General features: G+C 53.3%; 16 protein-coding genes and 1 pseudogene. 12 read left to right on the forward strand and 5 right to left on the reverse strand.

Going from position 1 to position 14,079, the window contains the following annotated elements; all coding sequences use genetic code 11:
- Together PFEN_RS20515 and PFEN_RS20520 are read right to left on the reverse strand one after the other, a co-directional pair.
- A partial coding sequence (locus tag PFEN_RS20515; RefSeq protein WP_191488549.1) for a hypothetical protein occupies nt 1–1,013 on the reverse strand: 1,013 nt, incomplete at its 3' end.
- Nucleotides 1,014–1,547: 534 nt separating this feature from the next.
- A complete protein-coding gene (locus PFEN_RS20520) occupies nt 1,548–2,108 on the reverse strand; it encodes an arsinothricin resistance N-acetyltransferase ArsN1 family B (protein WP_191488550.1) in 561 nt (186 codons plus the stop codon).
- 24 nt (nt 2,109–2,132) lie between these two features.
- Here PFEN_RS20520 and arsN2 point away from each other — a divergent pair, with 24 nt between their 5' ends.
- The 10 genes and pseudogenes from arsN2 to PFEN_RS20570 all read left to right on the forward strand — a co-directional run bounded on the left by arsN2 (nt 2,133) and on the right by PFEN_RS20570 (nt 9,344).
- A complete protein-coding gene (gene arsN2, locus PFEN_RS20525) occupies nt 2,133–2,576 on the forward strand; it encodes an arsenic resistance N-acetyltransferase ArsN2 (protein ID WP_224771028.1) in 444 nt (147 codons plus the stop codon).
- Nucleotides 2,577–2,921: 345 nt separating this feature from the next.
- Nucleotides 2,922–3,346, forward strand: a pseudogene (locus tag PFEN_RS20530) (arsenate reductase ArsC).
- On the forward strand, nt 3,343–3,699 hold the full coding sequence (locus PFEN_RS20535) for a metalloregulator ArsR/SmtB family transcription factor (RefSeq protein ID WP_177145333.1): 357 nt from the start codon (nt 3,343–3,345) through the stop codon (nt 3,697–3,699). Before PFEN_RS20530 ends, PFEN_RS20535 begins: the two are co-directional and overlap by 4 nt.
- Before the next feature lie 39 nt (nt 3,700–3,738).
- The gene (locus PFEN_RS20540; RefSeq protein ID WP_191488551.1) at nt 3,739–4,209 is read left to right on the forward strand and encodes an arsenate reductase ArsC; all 471 of its coding nucleotides are present in this window, start codon (nt 3,739–3,741) and stop codon (nt 4,207–4,209) included.
- 16 nt (nt 4,210–4,225) lie between these two features.
- Nucleotides 4,226–5,302, forward strand: coding sequence for an ACR3 family arsenite efflux transporter (gene arsB, locus PFEN_RS20545; protein ID WP_191488552.1), 1,077 nt, complete (start codon nt 4,226–4,228; stop codon nt 5,300–5,302).
- Nucleotides 5,292–6,008, forward strand: coding sequence for an arsenical resistance protein ArsH (gene arsH / locus PFEN_RS20550; protein WP_177145335.1), 717 nt, complete (start codon nt 5,292–5,294; stop codon nt 6,006–6,008). Before arsB ends, arsH begins: the two co-directional genes overlap by 11 nt.
- A 12-nt stretch (nt 6,009–6,020) precedes the next feature.
- On the forward strand, nt 6,021–6,533 hold the full coding sequence (locus PFEN_RS20555; protein WP_191488553.1) for a cyclin-dependent kinase inhibitor 3 family protein: 513 nt from the start codon (nt 6,021–6,023) through the stop codon (nt 6,531–6,533).
- A 23-nt stretch (nt 6,534–6,556) separates the two neighbouring features.
- Nucleotides 6,557–7,561 (forward strand): ArsJ-associated glyceraldehyde-3-phosphate dehydrogenase, encoded by a 1,005-nt coding sequence (locus PFEN_RS20560; protein ID WP_191488554.1) that lies wholly within the window; start codon nt 6,557–6,559, stop codon nt 7,559–7,561.
- A gap of 9 nt (nt 7,562–7,570) precedes the next feature.
- Nucleotides 7,571–8,791, forward strand: a complete 1,221-nt coding sequence (gene arsJ / locus PFEN_RS20565) for an organoarsenical effux MFS transporter ArsJ (RefSeq protein ID WP_191488555.1) — start codon at nt 7,571–7,573, stop codon at nt 8,789–8,791.
- Between the two features lie 100 nt (nt 8,792–8,891).
- Complete coding sequence (locus PFEN_RS20570) at nt 8,892–9,344, forward strand: hypothetical protein (protein ID WP_191488556.1); 453 nt, start codon at nt 8,892–8,894, stop codon at nt 9,342–9,344.
- A gap of 744 nt (nt 9,345–10,088) precedes the next feature.
- On the opposite strand, the gene PFEN_RS20575 is transcribed toward PFEN_RS20570, so the two are convergent.
- Together PFEN_RS20575 and PFEN_RS20580 are read right to left on the reverse strand one after the other, a co-directional pair.
- Nucleotides 10,089–10,547, reverse strand: a complete 459-nt coding sequence (locus tag PFEN_RS20575) for a hypothetical protein (protein ID WP_191488557.1) — start codon at nt 10,545–10,547, stop codon at nt 10,089–10,091.
- The gene (locus PFEN_RS20580) at nt 10,535–10,960 is read right to left on the reverse strand and encodes a glucosaminidase domain-containing protein (RefSeq protein WP_191488558.1); all 426 of its coding nucleotides are present in this window, start codon (nt 10,958–10,960) and stop codon (nt 10,535–10,537) included. Before PFEN_RS20580 ends, PFEN_RS20575 begins: the two co-directional genes overlap by 13 nt.
- A gap of 392 nt (nt 10,961–11,352) precedes the next feature.
- Between PFEN_RS20580 and PFEN_RS20585 the strand changes: the two genes are divergently transcribed.
- Together PFEN_RS20585 and PFEN_RS20590 are read left to right on the forward strand one after the other, a co-directional pair.
- Complete coding sequence (locus PFEN_RS20585) at nt 11,353–12,537, forward strand: hypothetical protein (RefSeq protein WP_191488559.1); 1,185 nt, start codon at nt 11,353–11,355, stop codon at nt 12,535–12,537.
- A complete protein-coding gene (locus tag PFEN_RS20590; RefSeq protein WP_191488560.1) occupies nt 12,534–12,974 on the forward strand; it encodes a hypothetical protein in 441 nt (146 codons plus the stop codon). Before PFEN_RS20585 ends, PFEN_RS20590 begins: the two co-directional genes overlap by 4 nt.
- Before the next feature lie 286 nt (nt 12,975–13,260).
- Here the strand turns inward: PFEN_RS20590 and PFEN_RS20595 are convergent, their stop codons facing one another.
- Nucleotides 13,261–14,001: a DUF6602 domain-containing protein gene (locus tag PFEN_RS20595; RefSeq protein ID WP_191488561.1), complete on the reverse strand. Its 741-nt coding sequence runs from the start codon at nt 13,999–14,001 to the stop codon at nt 13,261–13,263.
- Between the last annotated feature and the right edge of the window lie 78 nt (nt 14,002–14,079).

Consider the following 14,079-nt stretch of genomic DNA (forward strand, 5'->3'; position numbering starts at 1 on the left):
GCGAACATATCTATACAAGTGTTCCGAGCGGACTGCGGAAGATTAAGCTGCTTCATAGTCTCATCCAAATACTTCCCTTCAACAAGGGTATGCTGAAGCGAAATCACACAACCCTTCGTAACATTCATGTATGCGATCATGCCATCAGAGTGTGAACTTTTGACAACCCCTGTATCGGTAAGCAGCGCACACCGGTCATCAAAAATATGTATTAGAACCATGTTGGTAAACTCTTTCGCCAAGAAGAACTCTTCAACAAATCCTTCTACACAAGGCTTCATCTGTTCGTCTGAATATAAGAAAAGCAATAGCAGTCTGATCCACTCCCTGTATTCTTTGGGCGAAACTCCATAAATTTTACATATGTGCTTTTCCTCTGCGCCATCTTTGCTGGCCAGAGCGACATAAAGCCGAAGGGCTTCTGGGCTATAAATACAATGATCAACATATGAAGCGAAATGTTTAGTCACCTCTCTTATTTTATGTGGGTTTCTTAGCCAATTCATAGTTTTATAGGTATATATATATTTTACGTGACGTAAAAGACTAGAAAACTCAAGCCCTTCGATCGTTTCTAAGTCGATACTCCCGCTTTCCTTCCTCGCCGTTTTTCTTGCCTCGCTGACCCAGTCAAGCAATGATGATATTTGGGCAGGATAACCATCTTCGTACTTCCTAAACATGCTCTCAAAATTTAATCGCTCTTTATCCCCAATGCGCGCGAAGGTAAAGAGATCTTGAAAGGCAAGATTCTTATCAATGGATTTCTTCCTTCGTGGGCCGACCGTTGGATCTTCTTTGTCGAGGATATCAAAACAATAAATCCCTGCCCCTTTTGAAGGATTGGAAGAGAAAGAGTTTAGTCGCTGCTCCGCCTGTGAAACGAAATGCTGATTATGAGTGGTATTTTTATACTTCTCGAAACTCATGATATGTCCCTGAAATAAATTTTCTTTGAATCGGTTATTTATAATGCGGATTCCACGCCATTCGGCCACCCAGTCCACCAACATCCGGCCACCTGTTCCACGGTCATCCGGCCGGGCAGTCGGAGCGCAGTGACGCAGGTTCGTATTGTTAGTCTGAAGCCTCTGTTGCCGTCAATTTCGTTGCACGTCTGCGCATCGATTCGCCCTTCAGTTCGATTCGATATACGCTCCACGACGACCTCTTCGCTTCGAGAAAAGAGGCCGATGGTATTAAATAGTCCTGCGTTGCTGCCTGCCTGAAAGTGTCCGGATGTCCGTGGAATCAGTGTCCGAATCAGCGTGGAATCAGTGTCCGGATGTTGGCAGAGTGGGTGATCCGGATGATCATGGAATCCGCAGGCATGGGGGATATTATTTCTGAGACAGCACACTAGCTCTCGTTCCTGAGCCCCACCTTCCCGAAGTAACCGACTTGTCACTTCGCGCTGATTTCCATGACCTATTGCGAAACCGATTTCGAGCTGCTCGCTGCGCAGAGATTCGATCAGTCGAACCATTGCGGCTGTATCCAATTCCGCCTCTCAACTATTCACATTCACGGGCCTCGATACAGCATTCCTACGTGCTAGCCGCAGATCCCAAGGTGCTGAACATAATGACCGGAGCTGGAGGCGTGGAGCCACTCAACGCCCTGCGCCAGTACCCGACGTCATGCCATTTGTCATGCTTGAAACCGACTTCCGCGTAGGTGCCAATGTGTTCGAAACCCAGCGCCTCGTGCAATCCCACGCTCCCATCATTCGGCAGCGCGATACCGGCATAGGCAGCGTGGAAGCCCTGGCTCTCAAGAATGGGCAGCAGGTGCTCGTATAGCGCCCGCCCCATTCCACGGCGGTGCACGGTTGGAGCAATGTATACGGTCACATCTACTGACCAGCGATACGCTTCACGAGCCCGATGCTGGCTCGCATAGGCATACCCAAGGACCTGCCCGTCTCGCTCTGCAACAAGATACGGGTACGTTAGCAAAGTCGATTCGATGCGGTGCGCCATCTCTGCAACGGTCGGGGGCTCCAGTTCGAAGGATATTGCAGTACTCTCAACCATCGGGGCATAGATTGCCTGGATGGCGGCTGCATCCGATGGGGCTGCTACTCTGATATTGCTCGTGATGCTCATCCTTTACCCTCTTGGTGATGTTTCATGTCCGTTTCCCAGTCCATTGAAATGACCCCACTTGAGAACCTTGACTCATTGATGGAATTGCTCCGTGCCGAGGGCTTGCCTCACGTTGACCTTGGCGAGCCTGAGCGTGAGTTCTGGCAGCTCCAGAAAGGTGGCTGTGTGGTCGGCTACGTGGGCGTCGAAGGTGCCACCGCTGATAGGCTGCTGCGTTCGTTTGTAGTATCACCATCCCACCGCAGAGGTGGGCTTGGCACCGAAGCGCTGACTCTACTTGAGACGCTGCTGGTGAGTCGCGGGGTTCAGTCGTTACACCTTCTCACCACCACTGCGGCCCCGTTCTTCCTGCGCCACGGATTCGAGAGCCTCGACAGGGCTAAGGCGCCAAACGCCATCCAGCAGTCCCTTGAGTTCCGTAGCCTTTGCCCGTCCACTGCCAGCTACCTGGCAAAACGCCTGCCCTAGATAGACCACTGACTAACTCGCTCGGAGAGTGCTTCGGTGCTTTCCTTTCACTCGGACTCCATGGCAGTCCAAGTGAATTGTGCTGCTTGTGGTACGTAGGTTGTGCTGAGGAGAGCCCATCTCTGAGCGAACGACAGATGCATTACAAAATACGTATATGTGACTTTCCAAATATTTTCGACGTAAAAAGCTGAAAAGTCTCTCAGATTTTTCCATTTTATGGGCATTTACAGAGGCAGACTGGCCTAATTCAGTACCCTCATCGAATAAATCTGCCTTTTGTGCTTTACCTTATATTCGGAAAATCATATATTCGAAAAACCGCATATGAGCTGAGACCTCGTTATGAGCACCAAAGCCCGTGTCTTGTTCGTCTGTACCGCTAACGCCGCCCGTTCGCAGCTGGCGGAAGCACTGTTGCGACATCTCGATGCCGAGCATTACGAAGCCTTCAGTGCCGGCACTGCACCGACCGAGGTGAGCCCTCAAACCATTGCAGCATTGGCTCATCTGGGATCAGCACCGAAGGATTACGTAGCAAGTCGGTTGATGAGTTCAGCGAGGAAAGTTTCGATTACGTCATCACCTTGTGTGACAAGGCCGCAGCGGAATGCCAAACCCTTCCTGGAGCCGGTGAGGCTCTGTCGTGGAGTTTCACAGATCCGGCCACCAGCACTCAGCCCGACGCGTTCCGCCACACCCTTCATGAAATCCATGACCGCATCAAAATGTTTCTCTTGGTGAAGTCCAAACACAGAGAACAGCAATGACCGACCACCTGACACCGACCACCGTTTTCAAATGCCTGGCCGACGACAACCGGGTTCGCATGATGCTGCTGGTCACCCGTGAAGGTGAACTCTGTGTCTGTGAACTGACCTGCGCACTCAACGAGAGCCAGCCCAAGGTATCCCGACACTTGGCCCAACTGCGCAACTGCGGCTTGCTGGCGGATCGTCGGCAAGGCCAATGGGTTTACTACCGACTGCACCCAAACCTGCCTGATTGGGTGCATGGCGTTCTGACCACCGTGCTGGAGGCCAATAAGCATTGGTTGAGTCCGGATGCGAAACGCCTTGATGACATGGGTGACCGCCCGGAGCGCGTCGCTGCGTGCTGCTGAACCATAACCGCCAGAGTTTGGCGTATGAGAGATAGCCCGATGAAGATTCTGTTCCTCTGCACGGCCAATAGTTGCCGCAGTATTCTCTGTGAAGCGGTCTTCAACCATTTAGCCCCAGCGGGCATGAAAGCCTACAGCGCTGGCAGCCAGCCCAAAGGTGAAGTGCACCCGCTGGCCCTAAAAACGCTGGAAAAGGCAGGCATCTCAACAGCTGGGCTGTTCAGCAAGTCCAGCGACGCGCATGAAAACCTTGCTCCCGACTTCGTAATTACGGTCTGCGATAAAGCAGCGGGTGAAGCGTGCCCGGTGTTTTTTGGCCCCTCAGTCAAGGGGCACTGGGGCTTGGCTGATCCATCGGACTTTCACGGCACACTAGAAGAGGTTCAGGCCGCATTTGATGTGACCCTGGAGCAAATCACCCGGCGACTGAAAGCGTTCCTGGCTTTACCCCTTTCCGCGTTGAGTGCCGAACAGCTCAAGGCTGAGCTGGCTCTGATCGGCACGCTTTAACAGCAGGAGATATGTCATGAGTAAAAGCCGCCTTTCATTCCTGGACCGCTACCTGACCCTGTGGATCTTTTTGGCCATGGCGTTAGGAATCGGACTGGGTAGCCTGTTCGAAGGCTGGCCGCAGTGGCTCAACAGTCTTTCTGTGGGCACTACCAACATTCCAATCGCCATCGGCTTGATCGTGATGATGTATCCGCCCTTGGCCAAGGTTCGCTATGAGGAGCTGCCGGAGGTCTTCAAAGACAAGCGCATCCTCGCCCTGTCCCTGATCCAGAACTGGGTGATCGGGCCAATATTGATGTTCGCGTTGGGGATCATTTTCCTTCGGGACCAGCCGGAGTACATGACGGGGCTGATCCTGATCGGCCTGGCTCGCTGCATTGCGATGGTGCTGGTCTGGAATCAGATCGCCGGAGGCAATAATCAGTACGTCGCCGGGCTGGTAGCGTTCAACAGCATCTTCCAGATCCTGTTTTTCAGCCTATACGCCTGGGTGTTCCTTGGTCTCCTACCGCCCCTGTTCGGGTTGGAAGGTAGCGTCATCGAGACCAGCTTCATCAGCATTGCCGAATCGGTCCTGATCTACCTGGGCGTGCCGTTCCTGGCCGGCTTCCTGACCCGCAGGATCCTGATCGCGCGCAAAGGAAGTACTTGGTATCAAGAGCACTTCATCCCAAAAATCAGTCCGCTAACGCTGGTTGCATTGCTGCTGACCATCGTCGCTATGTTCAGTCTCAAGGGTGGCAAGGTGCTGCAACTGCCGTTGGATGTACTACGCATCGCGATCCCCCTGACGATCTACTTTGTCGTGATGTTCTTCCTCAGTTTCTGGATGGGCAAGCTGCTCAAAGCTGACTATCCACGTACCACGGCTCTGGCGTTCACCGCCGCGAGTAACAATTTCGAACTCGCCATTGCGGTCGCCATCGCTACCTTCGGACTGGCCTCGCCTGTCGCTTTCGCTACGGTGATTGGCCCGCTCGTGGAAGTGCCGGTGCTGATTTCCCTGGTCGGTGTCGCCTTTTGGCTGAAGCGCCGCTGGTTCGATGATTCCAAGAGCGCAGCTGCGCAGGACAACGACTATGTACGATGACCACATCCCCCAACTCGATACTGAACTGGTCGATCTCCCATCGACTGACAAGCTCGGCATCGAAAAGACCTCCATCCACAAGCCACGCATTCTGCTGCTGTACGGATCGACTCGTGAGCGTTCCTTCAGTCGCCTGCTGGTAGAAGAAGCGGCCCGGCTACTGGAGCACTTCGGCGCCGAGGCGCGGATTTTCAATCCATCAGGTTTGCCGCTCCCTGATGACGCCCCCGATGATCACCCTCGGGTTCAAGAACTGCGTGAGTTGATGCTGTGGTCGGAAGGCCAAGTTTGGTGCTCCCCAGAGCGCCACGGTTCGATGAGCGCTGTATTCAAAGCGCAGATCGACTGGGTGCCGCTCGCGATGGGAGCCGTACGCCCGACCCAGGGAAAAACCCTCGCTGTCATGCAGGTGTGCGGAGGCTCGCAGTCGTTCAACGTGGTCAATCAGCTACGGGTACTGGGACGCTGGATGCGCATGTTCACTATCCCCAACCAGTCGTCCGTACCTAAGGCCTACATGGAGTTCGACGACAACGGTCGGATGAAGCCTTCTCCTTTCTACGACCGTGTCGTTGATGTGATGGAGGAGTTGGTGAAATTCACGCTGCTGATTCGCGACCGCCAGGACTATCTGGTTGATCGTTATTCCGAGCGCAAGGAGTCGGCGGAAGAACTCATGAAACGTGTCAATCAGCGCTCCATCTGAGGGATTTTCACCGTGCAACAACACCCCTATTCCGTATTGCCCCTGGTGCAACTCAAAGGCCAGCTGATCTTCACCCCGTGTCCAGGCACGAAGGGCACCCGATCTTTTGAGGCGTTGCAAACCCTCAAGGACGCAGGTGCAGCGGCTCTGCTGACGCTGATGCCGACCGAGGAGCTGCTTCAGAACGAAATCGACCTGCTGCCTGAAGAATGTCAGCTCCTGGGCATTGAATGGTTTCACCTGCCGGTAGCGGATGAACAGGTCCCTGGCGAGGCATTCAAGGCGGCCTGGGAACAGCACCATCAACGTATCAAGCAGTTACTGACCGAAGGTAAGACCATTGCCATCCATTGTAAGGGTGGCTCGGGCCGCACTGGCTTGATCGCCGCTCAATTGCTGATCGAGTGCGGCATGCCGTTCGACGAAGCGATCCGCGAGGTGCAGTCGCTGCGCCCACGCGCCATTCAGCATCCAGCCCATATCGAATACATCGGCCAGTTCGACATCCAGTCGAACTCCCACTGACAACAGATACAGAGCACAACAACATGGCTATCAAAGTTGGCATCAATGGTTTCGGTCGAATCGGTCGCCTCGCTCTGCGAGCGTCCTGGAGCTGGCCAGAATTTGAGTTCGTCCAAATCAACGATCCGGCAGGGGACGCAGCAACGCATGCGCACCTGCTGAACTTCGACTCGATACATGGCCGCTGGAATTACCAGGCTGACTCCGAGGGCGACAGCATTGTCATCGATGGCAAGCGAATCAAGGTGACGGCCAACAAGGCGATTGCCGATACCGACTGGTCGGGCTGCGATCTGGTGATAGAAGCCAGCGGCAAGATGAAGACCGTCGCTGTGCTTCAGGCTTACCTCGACCAGGGCGTTAAACGCGTGGTGGTCAGCGCTCCGGTGAAGGAAAAGGGCGCGTTGAACATCGTCATGGGCGTCAATCATCAGCTGTTCAATGCTGCGGAACATCGCATCGTCACGGCGGCGTCATGCACCACCAACTGTCTGGCACCGGTGGTGAAAGTGATCCACGAAAAACTGGGCATTCGTCACGGTTCGATTACTACCATCCACGACCTGACCAACACCCAAAGCATTCTCGATCAACCTCACAAGGATCTGCGTCGTGCACGCGCTTCGGGTATGAGCCTGATCCCGACCAGTACTGGCTCGGCCACCGCCATTGCAGAAATCTTCCCTGAGCTGCGTGGACGCCTGAATGGCCACGCCGTGCGCGTACCGCTGGCCAACGCTTCGCTGACCGACTGTGTCTTTGAAGTCGAGCGGGCCAGCACTGTCGAAGAGGTTAATCAATTCCTCAAAGACGCCTCCGAGAACGAGCTGAAAGACATCCTCGGCTTCGAGGAACGTCCGCTAGTGTCCATCGACTACCGCACAGACCCGCGCTCATCGATCATCGATGCGCTGTCGACCATGGTCATCAACGGCACTCAGGTCAAACTCTATGCGTGGTACGACAACGAATGGGGCTATGCCAACCGCACTGTCGAACTGGCCAAAATGGTCGGGCTGGCAGTCTAAGGAGCGGTCATGAAAATGTTGTCAGCCCTCGCTCCAGAAGTGCGGCAGTACCTGCTCGTTACGGGTAATTATTGGGCCTTCACCCTCACCGACGGCGCCTTGCGCATGTTGGTGGTGCTGCATTTCAACGAGCTGGGCTACAGCCCATTTCAAATCGCGGCGTTGTTTCTGTTTTACGAATTCTTTGGCGTGGTCACCAACCTCGTCGGTGGCTATCTCGGGGCTCGGCTGGGTCTGAACCGAACCATGAATATTGGGCTGGGTATGCAGGTCGTGGCGTTGCTGATGCTGGCAGTGCCCTCGGTCTGGTTGACCATTCCTTGGGTAATGGGCGCTCAGGCGCTTTCGGGGATCGCCAAAGACCTGAACAAGATGAGTGCCAAAAGCTCCATCAAACTCCTGGTGTCCGATGGACAACAGGGCAAGCTTTACCAGTGGATAGCCATCCTCACTGGTTCGAAGAACGCACTTAAGGGTGTCGGTTTCTTTCTCGGTGGGGCCTTCCTCGCCCTGATGGGGTTCAAAGGTGCGTTGGTGGCCATGGCCGGCGTCCTCGCGCTGATCTGGATCGGCAGTCTGACTCTGCTGAAAAAGGACCTGGGCAAAGCCAAGGCCAAGCCGAAGTTTCGTGAAATCCTTTCCAAGAGCCGAGCGATCAACATTCTCTCGGCAGCGCGGATGTTTCTGTTCGGTGCTCGTGATGTCTGGTTCGTGGTGGCCTTGCCGGTATACCTGAGCAGTGTTTTTGGCTGGGACTTTTGGAAGGTCGGCGGGTTCCTGGCGGCCTGGGTGATCGGCTACGGCATCGTGCAATCGTTCGCTCCACGCATTACCGGCAAGAAGCGCGGGCATGTTCCAGATGGTCGCGCTGCACTCCTTTGGGCGCTTGCCCTGGCTGGCATGCCTGCGGCCATCGCCCTCGGATTAAATACAGGGTTGTCGCAACAGGTGGTTCTGTTGGGAGGCCTGATGGTCTTTGGTGCGCTGTTCGCGGTGAACTCCTCGCTGCACAGCTACCTGATCGTGTCCTATGCCAAGGAAGACGGTGTTTCGCTGGACGTGGGCTTTTACTACATGTCCAACGCCATGGGGCGCTTGATCGGCACCGTCCTCTCCGGCTGGGTATACCAGGTGTATGGGTTGGGTGCGTGCCTATGGATATCCAGCACGTTTGTACTGCTCGCAGCACTGATTTCCATAGGGTTACCGAGGCATGCCGAGGCGACATGACGCCGTCTTGAGAGGGCAAGTTCTATGCTTTAAAAGCCCCACTTGCAGATGAGCGAGTGGTTACTTGGTAGCCTGAGACATCCGATGTCGGAGGCCAGTCATGAACAGGGTAGCAAGAGTCGTCACGGTTTCTTCCATGTTGTTCGTAGGGCTTCTAGTCGGTGCCTGTGATCAAAATGAGCCTCCCAAGCATCCTCCGACTGGCATCGAAAGAGGCGTAGCTGGAAGCTGGGCAGAAGGCATATGGATTCATTTTCCGAACGAGGAGGCGCTTCCTGAACTTCATATATCAGGGGACAAAATAGCTTTTGGCCAATGTTCTTTTGCCTTGGAAAGCTTGTTGCAGGGCGATGAAAAACAGGCGTACATGGTGCTAAAAAGTAGCGGTGACTGCCCACTGAACCACGTCCCCAGCAATATTGTCATGACCCAAATTAGCAACTGCAAGGCGTCGGTGGTGATGTATGCCTCCCTAGAGGACATCAGCAAAAGTGTTCTACAGCAGACCGGCCAATACACTAAGTCGGGCTGCTCCGAAGCCTCGACTCAGTGAATTGTAAGAAATTGGCCAATTTGCTGAGTGGCGCCGTGTGCATTACACCAATCATAGGGGCTGAGACAGGCCTTAGTGTAGTCATAAATGGAAAATTTCATCGTCCATCTTGAATCCATGGGGCGAATGACTTAGTCGACTGCTCCTGCTATACGTTCCTCTCGTCTTAACTCTTGGGTTGTGAAGCTAAGTGCTACAGTGAATTGTCCGCTGGGGACCTGGCGAAATGTTTGGATGAAATAGCTGTCCAATTTGAGTGGTATCTCAGAAGCTTTCGCGTTGAGCTAGATTAGAAACGGAAACGAGTCTGGCGGTAACATCGGGTGCTCACATTTTAAGCAGAGCCTAGGAAGGTGAGTATTTCGGTTTCGCAGATCAGAGGGTGTAAAGTTTTCGAGGCAAACAACTGACTTTTTTACATTTTGGTTGATGTGCTTCACAGGCGTCAACGACCGACCCCCATAAAAAAGGTCCCTCTCATTGAAGCGGGGGACCTATCAATATCCCGTTACGTCTAACCGGGATTAACTCAAGAATCATGCCCTCAGTACTCCCCTTGCCTCGGCTTGTCAGGCCAATTACCTGATCCTTCACCGTTGCTAGGTACATTTGAGAAAATCGCCTTCCAGATCAGTATTCCAACAGCGAGACTGTGGGTAGCGGGCAGAAAGTACAACGAAATGTCGTGGTTTTTTTATCCTCATGGTGACATTTGAGCACCCAATCAAAAAAGGTAGTCAGCTACTAGCAGCCTATCTCGCTACGTGCCACCTCTTCGTTAGCGAGTTTTTTGCCTGTCTGCACGGAAATGCGTTTTTGAATTCCCGATAAGGTGGCGGAACTGAAGCGTTCGCAGCTTTCGGTTTCCCACACATCACCGGTTAAGATGTTAACCGCGAAATGGCCCAGTACATTGGACGCCGCGCCTTTTGGGTTATTAAACACCAAACCGAAGTCATAGTATCCCGGACGAAACAGAGTCCCTTTCTCTTCGCCCTGCCATGGACCGTCAATCCACATATCTGGGTTCGACATCTTGTAGTGCTGGTGTTTCAGTACCACAAGCAGAACCTGCTTGGCTTGATCCGCCGTCAAGCCGGAAGGCCGAATGTTCTTTGCGTTGAGTGACTCCGCAAACACGGGCGAACAGGCCAACAGGGCAGCAGCAACCACCAATGCTTGCAGCCGGCTTATATATCGCATTGCATTCTCGCTTTCACCATGCCAATTGCGTCTTCCACAAGTTTCGCATACCCAAAGCGCCCGCCAGTCTTCGCATCGCCTGTATTGAAGTGGCCTGTAACAAGGGCTCTGCTAAACTCGCCAGGATCTTTTTTACCGCGTACTGCACTCCCAAATCGAGCCAAAAAAGACTGCCCTGACTGTAAAAATGAGTCGAAAGCAGCAACTTTCATTCTTGGATCGCCGAATGCCGTTATCGTACCGGTCTGTAAAGGCGCTGGCGCGTGCATCGAGAAAAAATTGTTGCCCTCGGTAGCGAACCGGCCTTTCCCGTATTGACTCTCATGTGCGGCAAGGCCAAGAATGTTTTCGGTCGGGACGTCAATCTGCCTGGCTAGAATTTCCGCAGAGAAACGGTGCTTAGCTACGAACATTACAGCCGATCCAGCATTACACGGATTACCCAAATCTCTCTCCTTAAGTTTGGTTTATTCAATATGCGATTATGCTCCTACAGCATCAACAGCGCTATCATGGCATAACGCTCCCATTAGCGACGCTGCGCTACAGCTTTATCCTAGGGCTCAAGGATTTTCGAGCCTCCACTGCTTGGAAGCAACGAAGGTACGAGCAGCCTCATTTGCCCCAGCGGAAGACTACTAGATGTTTGAATCAAACACCTCATGGGTGAGGTTGCGAGGAAGCACATTGCGCATTCGCTAGCCAGAATTGAGGTATTGCTCAGTGGTTGAACGCGACCCCAAAGACGTGACGGAGGGGCATTGGCTGCAAGGGATTGAGCGTCAAGGTGCTCACGGGAGTAGGGATGACTCGTATTTTGCTTGATGGAATGAAGCTGGTAGCGGTAATCGCTCAAGACCTCGTAGCACCAGGTATGACGCCTGTGCTAGCGATTGAACGTGCTTTGGAAGCACATCTGCGTGAGTGCTTTGCCGAGGCGTTTTCGAGCGCCATCATCAAGCCGCCCGTCGTGAGGTTTCATTCCATGTATTTTAAGCAGCGGTTCGCGACTATCCCGCAGTTGCTGCGTACAAGCTATGAGACCTGGTATCCGCAAATCACCGTTGCAACGAAACCTGAGGAGAGCTTCGATCAGGTAGATTTTATCTGTTCGAATATCGACTTGGTGCCCATCAATTATGGAGGCGGCGTTTCCAGGTTGTCTCAGCTCAAGAGAAAGGAGCTGAAGCGCCAAGTGAACCATGTGATACGGATCAACCACATCCGGCTTGGATTAGACGTGATCCGGGCGATTTCGGAAGCTCTTTCTGCGAAAAGCCCTATCCAGCCGTTGATTGCCAACTTTTCCCCAGATTCAGCCTCATGGTGGCATCGATCTGTGTCGTTCGACCACATGCTCACCGGCAAACGATTCCTTTGTGCGTGCTCGATGGAGTACCACAGAGCCGCATTGACCGATCCGAATTTTGATGGCCTCCCACAAGCGAGTTTGGATGCTTACTTCGCTGAATTTGAGTACAGGGACGGGTTGTGCCACCTGTGTGTGGCGCGGTCTGCACCCGAGGACGAAAGATACGGCGCAAGTGTTGAGACCAATTTCGACGCGTATATTGAACAGGTAAGGTTCGATCTTGGCGTGGACAGGAAGACAGCAAGGGCCGAGATCATGCACGTGCTAGGTCTCAGTCGGTGGCAGCGAGAGTCTGCGTTATACGGCATCGTCAGAAAGCTTTTCCCGGACGTGCGGGTGCTGCGCGAGGCGTCGCCTGAGTGGTTAGGGAGAATGCGTCTAGATATCTACCTGCCAGAACTGCGGCTGGCGATAGAGCATCAAGGGGAGCAGCATTACCGGCCTTTAACGGTGTTTGGTGGGGAAGAGGCGCACCTTCGTGTCGTGGCGCGTGACCAGTTGAAGCGACAACTGTGCGTGGAGAACGGTGTTGAGGTGGTAGATTTCAGGTTCGATGCGCCGCTCACCACTGCATCAGTGGGAAGTAGGCTTCGAAGGTATCGGGAGACAGGCAGATGAGCGGGCGCAGGGATGTAGAGGCTGACTTTGACGTCCTCATCAATATGATGGCAGAAATGATCGACGCGCAAGCCGCCTTGGTGCCAGAAGAAGGGGATCGCTGGATTGCAGACCTTCAAAGTTTGTCGGTGAAGCTATTCAAGCAACTCTGCTCAGCGCGAAGGCTCCTGGAGCCTATGGCGATTATGAACAGCAAGAACCAGGTGCTCCAGATCATTGATCACTCCTCGGTCATCGTCATTAGCCGGGCGTGCATAGAGTCCTACATTGCAATGCACTGGATATTCGGGGACGCCGACATTGAGCACCGTCGCTTCAAGCATAAGGTCTGGACGCTCGCGGGGCTCTACGACACCGGATGGCAATTTTTCATGGATCATCCATTCAATAGTCAAGAGGTCGTTAAGGTTGTTTTTTTGGTCCTTCCAGCCGATTGAGTTGATCATGTTTACGGCTTCATATTTTTCTTTTCGGCTGAACCTTGTGGTGTCCTCTTTGGTTTTGGTTGGGTCATCCCCTGGTACGGCCTTATCACTATAATCAGTGTAGAGTAACTCGCTTGGCTTGATTTTTCGCAGTTTGGAATCAGTGCTAGTGATCATGAATTTTTTCCGTGGGTGTTGAAGTCGAAATTTGATTTCGGGCGGCGTTTGCATAGCCACCCGAAGTAATTTGTTAAATTAATATTTCAAGCGTTTCCGGTGAAGTCGTCTGGGACTGAGCCTACCTATTTATGACTGCCGCATATGCTGCCCAGTCAATCGCCGGAACTGTTCCTAGTGATTGAAGGCGTGATAGAAGGCGGAACAAGAAATAGATGAGCGAGCCTTCCGGTCCGACGACCTTTAATTTGTCATCGAAGCTATCGAAGGCTCCGTCATCCAATGCGCAGCCACAATCCAAACGCTCCAGCTCCTCGCCAGGCAAGTGCTTTAGGAAATGCTCCCCTAGACCATCAGCCCAGCTTGATTTGGGAGCGACTATGCCTGCAAGGATAGGGAAGAGGGGTTTAGGTGCGTAGGTTCCGCCAGCATGGGCAATCGGTACAGAGGTCCGATGCAGCTTGCGAACTGATGCCGCCTTGTTTCCTGCGTACTCCAAATAGCTTTTGTCGAAATGCGGCTTGGATTCGAATATGGCGTATACCGCTTCGACGGGGATGTAACGGTGATTCTGCTGGTCGAGCAGTGTCGGAGTGAAATGACGGTCGAAAATGATGATATCGATTTGGTCACTCCGGTTACCCTGGCTATCGATTACCAGGCCTGTAGCAACCTGGTAGCGATTCGGAAGGTATGCCCGGAACACCTCGATCCAGTGGTCCTCAACAACAGTTCCGTGCGTCCCAGCGTGCGAGATGGATTGAGCTGCTCGCTTCAGCTTGAGAGCCAACTCTGCTTGGACGTCTACAAAAGCATCTTTCATCCAGGCAGTGTCGGCGATGCGATCCTTTTTCGTGGCCATGTTCACTCACTCGCGGGGCACGGTTGAACAGCTTCTGACAGGCGTCAGAATTAATGATCCTTGAATGCGGGGGTAGGT

The sequence above is a fragment of the Pseudomonas sp. FEN genome, from assembly GCF_904067045.1.
GTDB lineage: Bacteria > Pseudomonadota > Gammaproteobacteria > Pseudomonadales > Pseudomonadaceae > Aquipseudomonas.

What these genes read in the sequence shown, in the direction of transcription:
- PFEN_RS20570 (WP_191488556.1), top strand. Translation starts at nt 8,892, where the DNA reads ATGAACAGGGTAGCAAGAGTCGTCACGGTTTCTTCCATGTTGTTCGTA.
- PFEN_RS20540 (WP_191488551.1), top strand. Translation starts at nt 3,739, where the DNA reads ATGAAGATTCTGTTCCTCTGCACGGCCAATAGTTGCCGCAGTATTCTC.
- arsN2 (WP_224771028.1), top strand. Translation starts at nt 2,133, where the DNA reads ATGTCCGTTTCCCAGTCCATTGAAATGACCCCACTTGAGAACCTTGAC.
- PFEN_RS20560 (WP_191488554.1), top strand. Translation starts at nt 6,557, where the DNA reads ATGGCTATCAAAGTTGGCATCAATGGTTTCGGTCGAATCGGTCGCCTC.
- arsJ (WP_191488555.1), top strand. Translation starts at nt 7,571, where the DNA reads ATGAAAATGTTGTCAGCCCTCGCTCCAGAAGTGCGGCAGTACCTGCTC.
- PFEN_RS20535 (WP_177145333.1), top strand. Translation starts at nt 3,343, where the DNA reads ATGACCGACCACCTGACACCGACCACCGTTTTCAAATGCCTGGCCGAC.
- arsB (WP_191488552.1), top strand. Translation starts at nt 4,226, where the DNA reads ATGAGTAAAAGCCGCCTTTCATTCCTGGACCGCTACCTGACCCTGTGG.
- PFEN_RS20595 (WP_191488561.1), bottom strand. Translation starts at nt 14,001, where the DNA reads ATGGCCACGAAAAAGGATCGCATCGCCGACACTGCCTGGATGAAAGAT.
- PFEN_RS20520 (WP_191488550.1), bottom strand. Translation starts at nt 2,108, where the DNA reads ATGAGCATCACGAGCAATATCAGAGTAGCAGCCCCATCGGATGCAGCC.
- PFEN_RS20585 (WP_191488559.1), top strand. Translation starts at nt 11,353, where the DNA reads ATGACTCGTATTTTGCTTGATGGAATGAAGCTGGTAGCGGTAATCGCT.
- PFEN_RS20580 (WP_191488558.1), bottom strand. Translation starts at nt 10,960, where the DNA reads ATGTTCGTAGCTAAGCACCGTTTCTCTGCGGAAATTCTAGCCAGGCAG.
- PFEN_RS20575 (WP_191488557.1), bottom strand. Translation starts at nt 10,547, where the DNA reads ATGCGATATATAAGCCGGCTGCAAGCATTGGTGGTTGCTGCTGCCCTG.
- PFEN_RS20590 (WP_191488560.1), top strand. Translation starts at nt 12,534, where the DNA reads ATGAGCGGGCGCAGGGATGTAGAGGCTGACTTTGACGTCCTCATCAAT.
- arsH (WP_177145335.1), top strand. Translation starts at nt 5,292, where the DNA reads ATGTACGATGACCACATCCCCCAACTCGATACTGAACTGGTCGATCTC.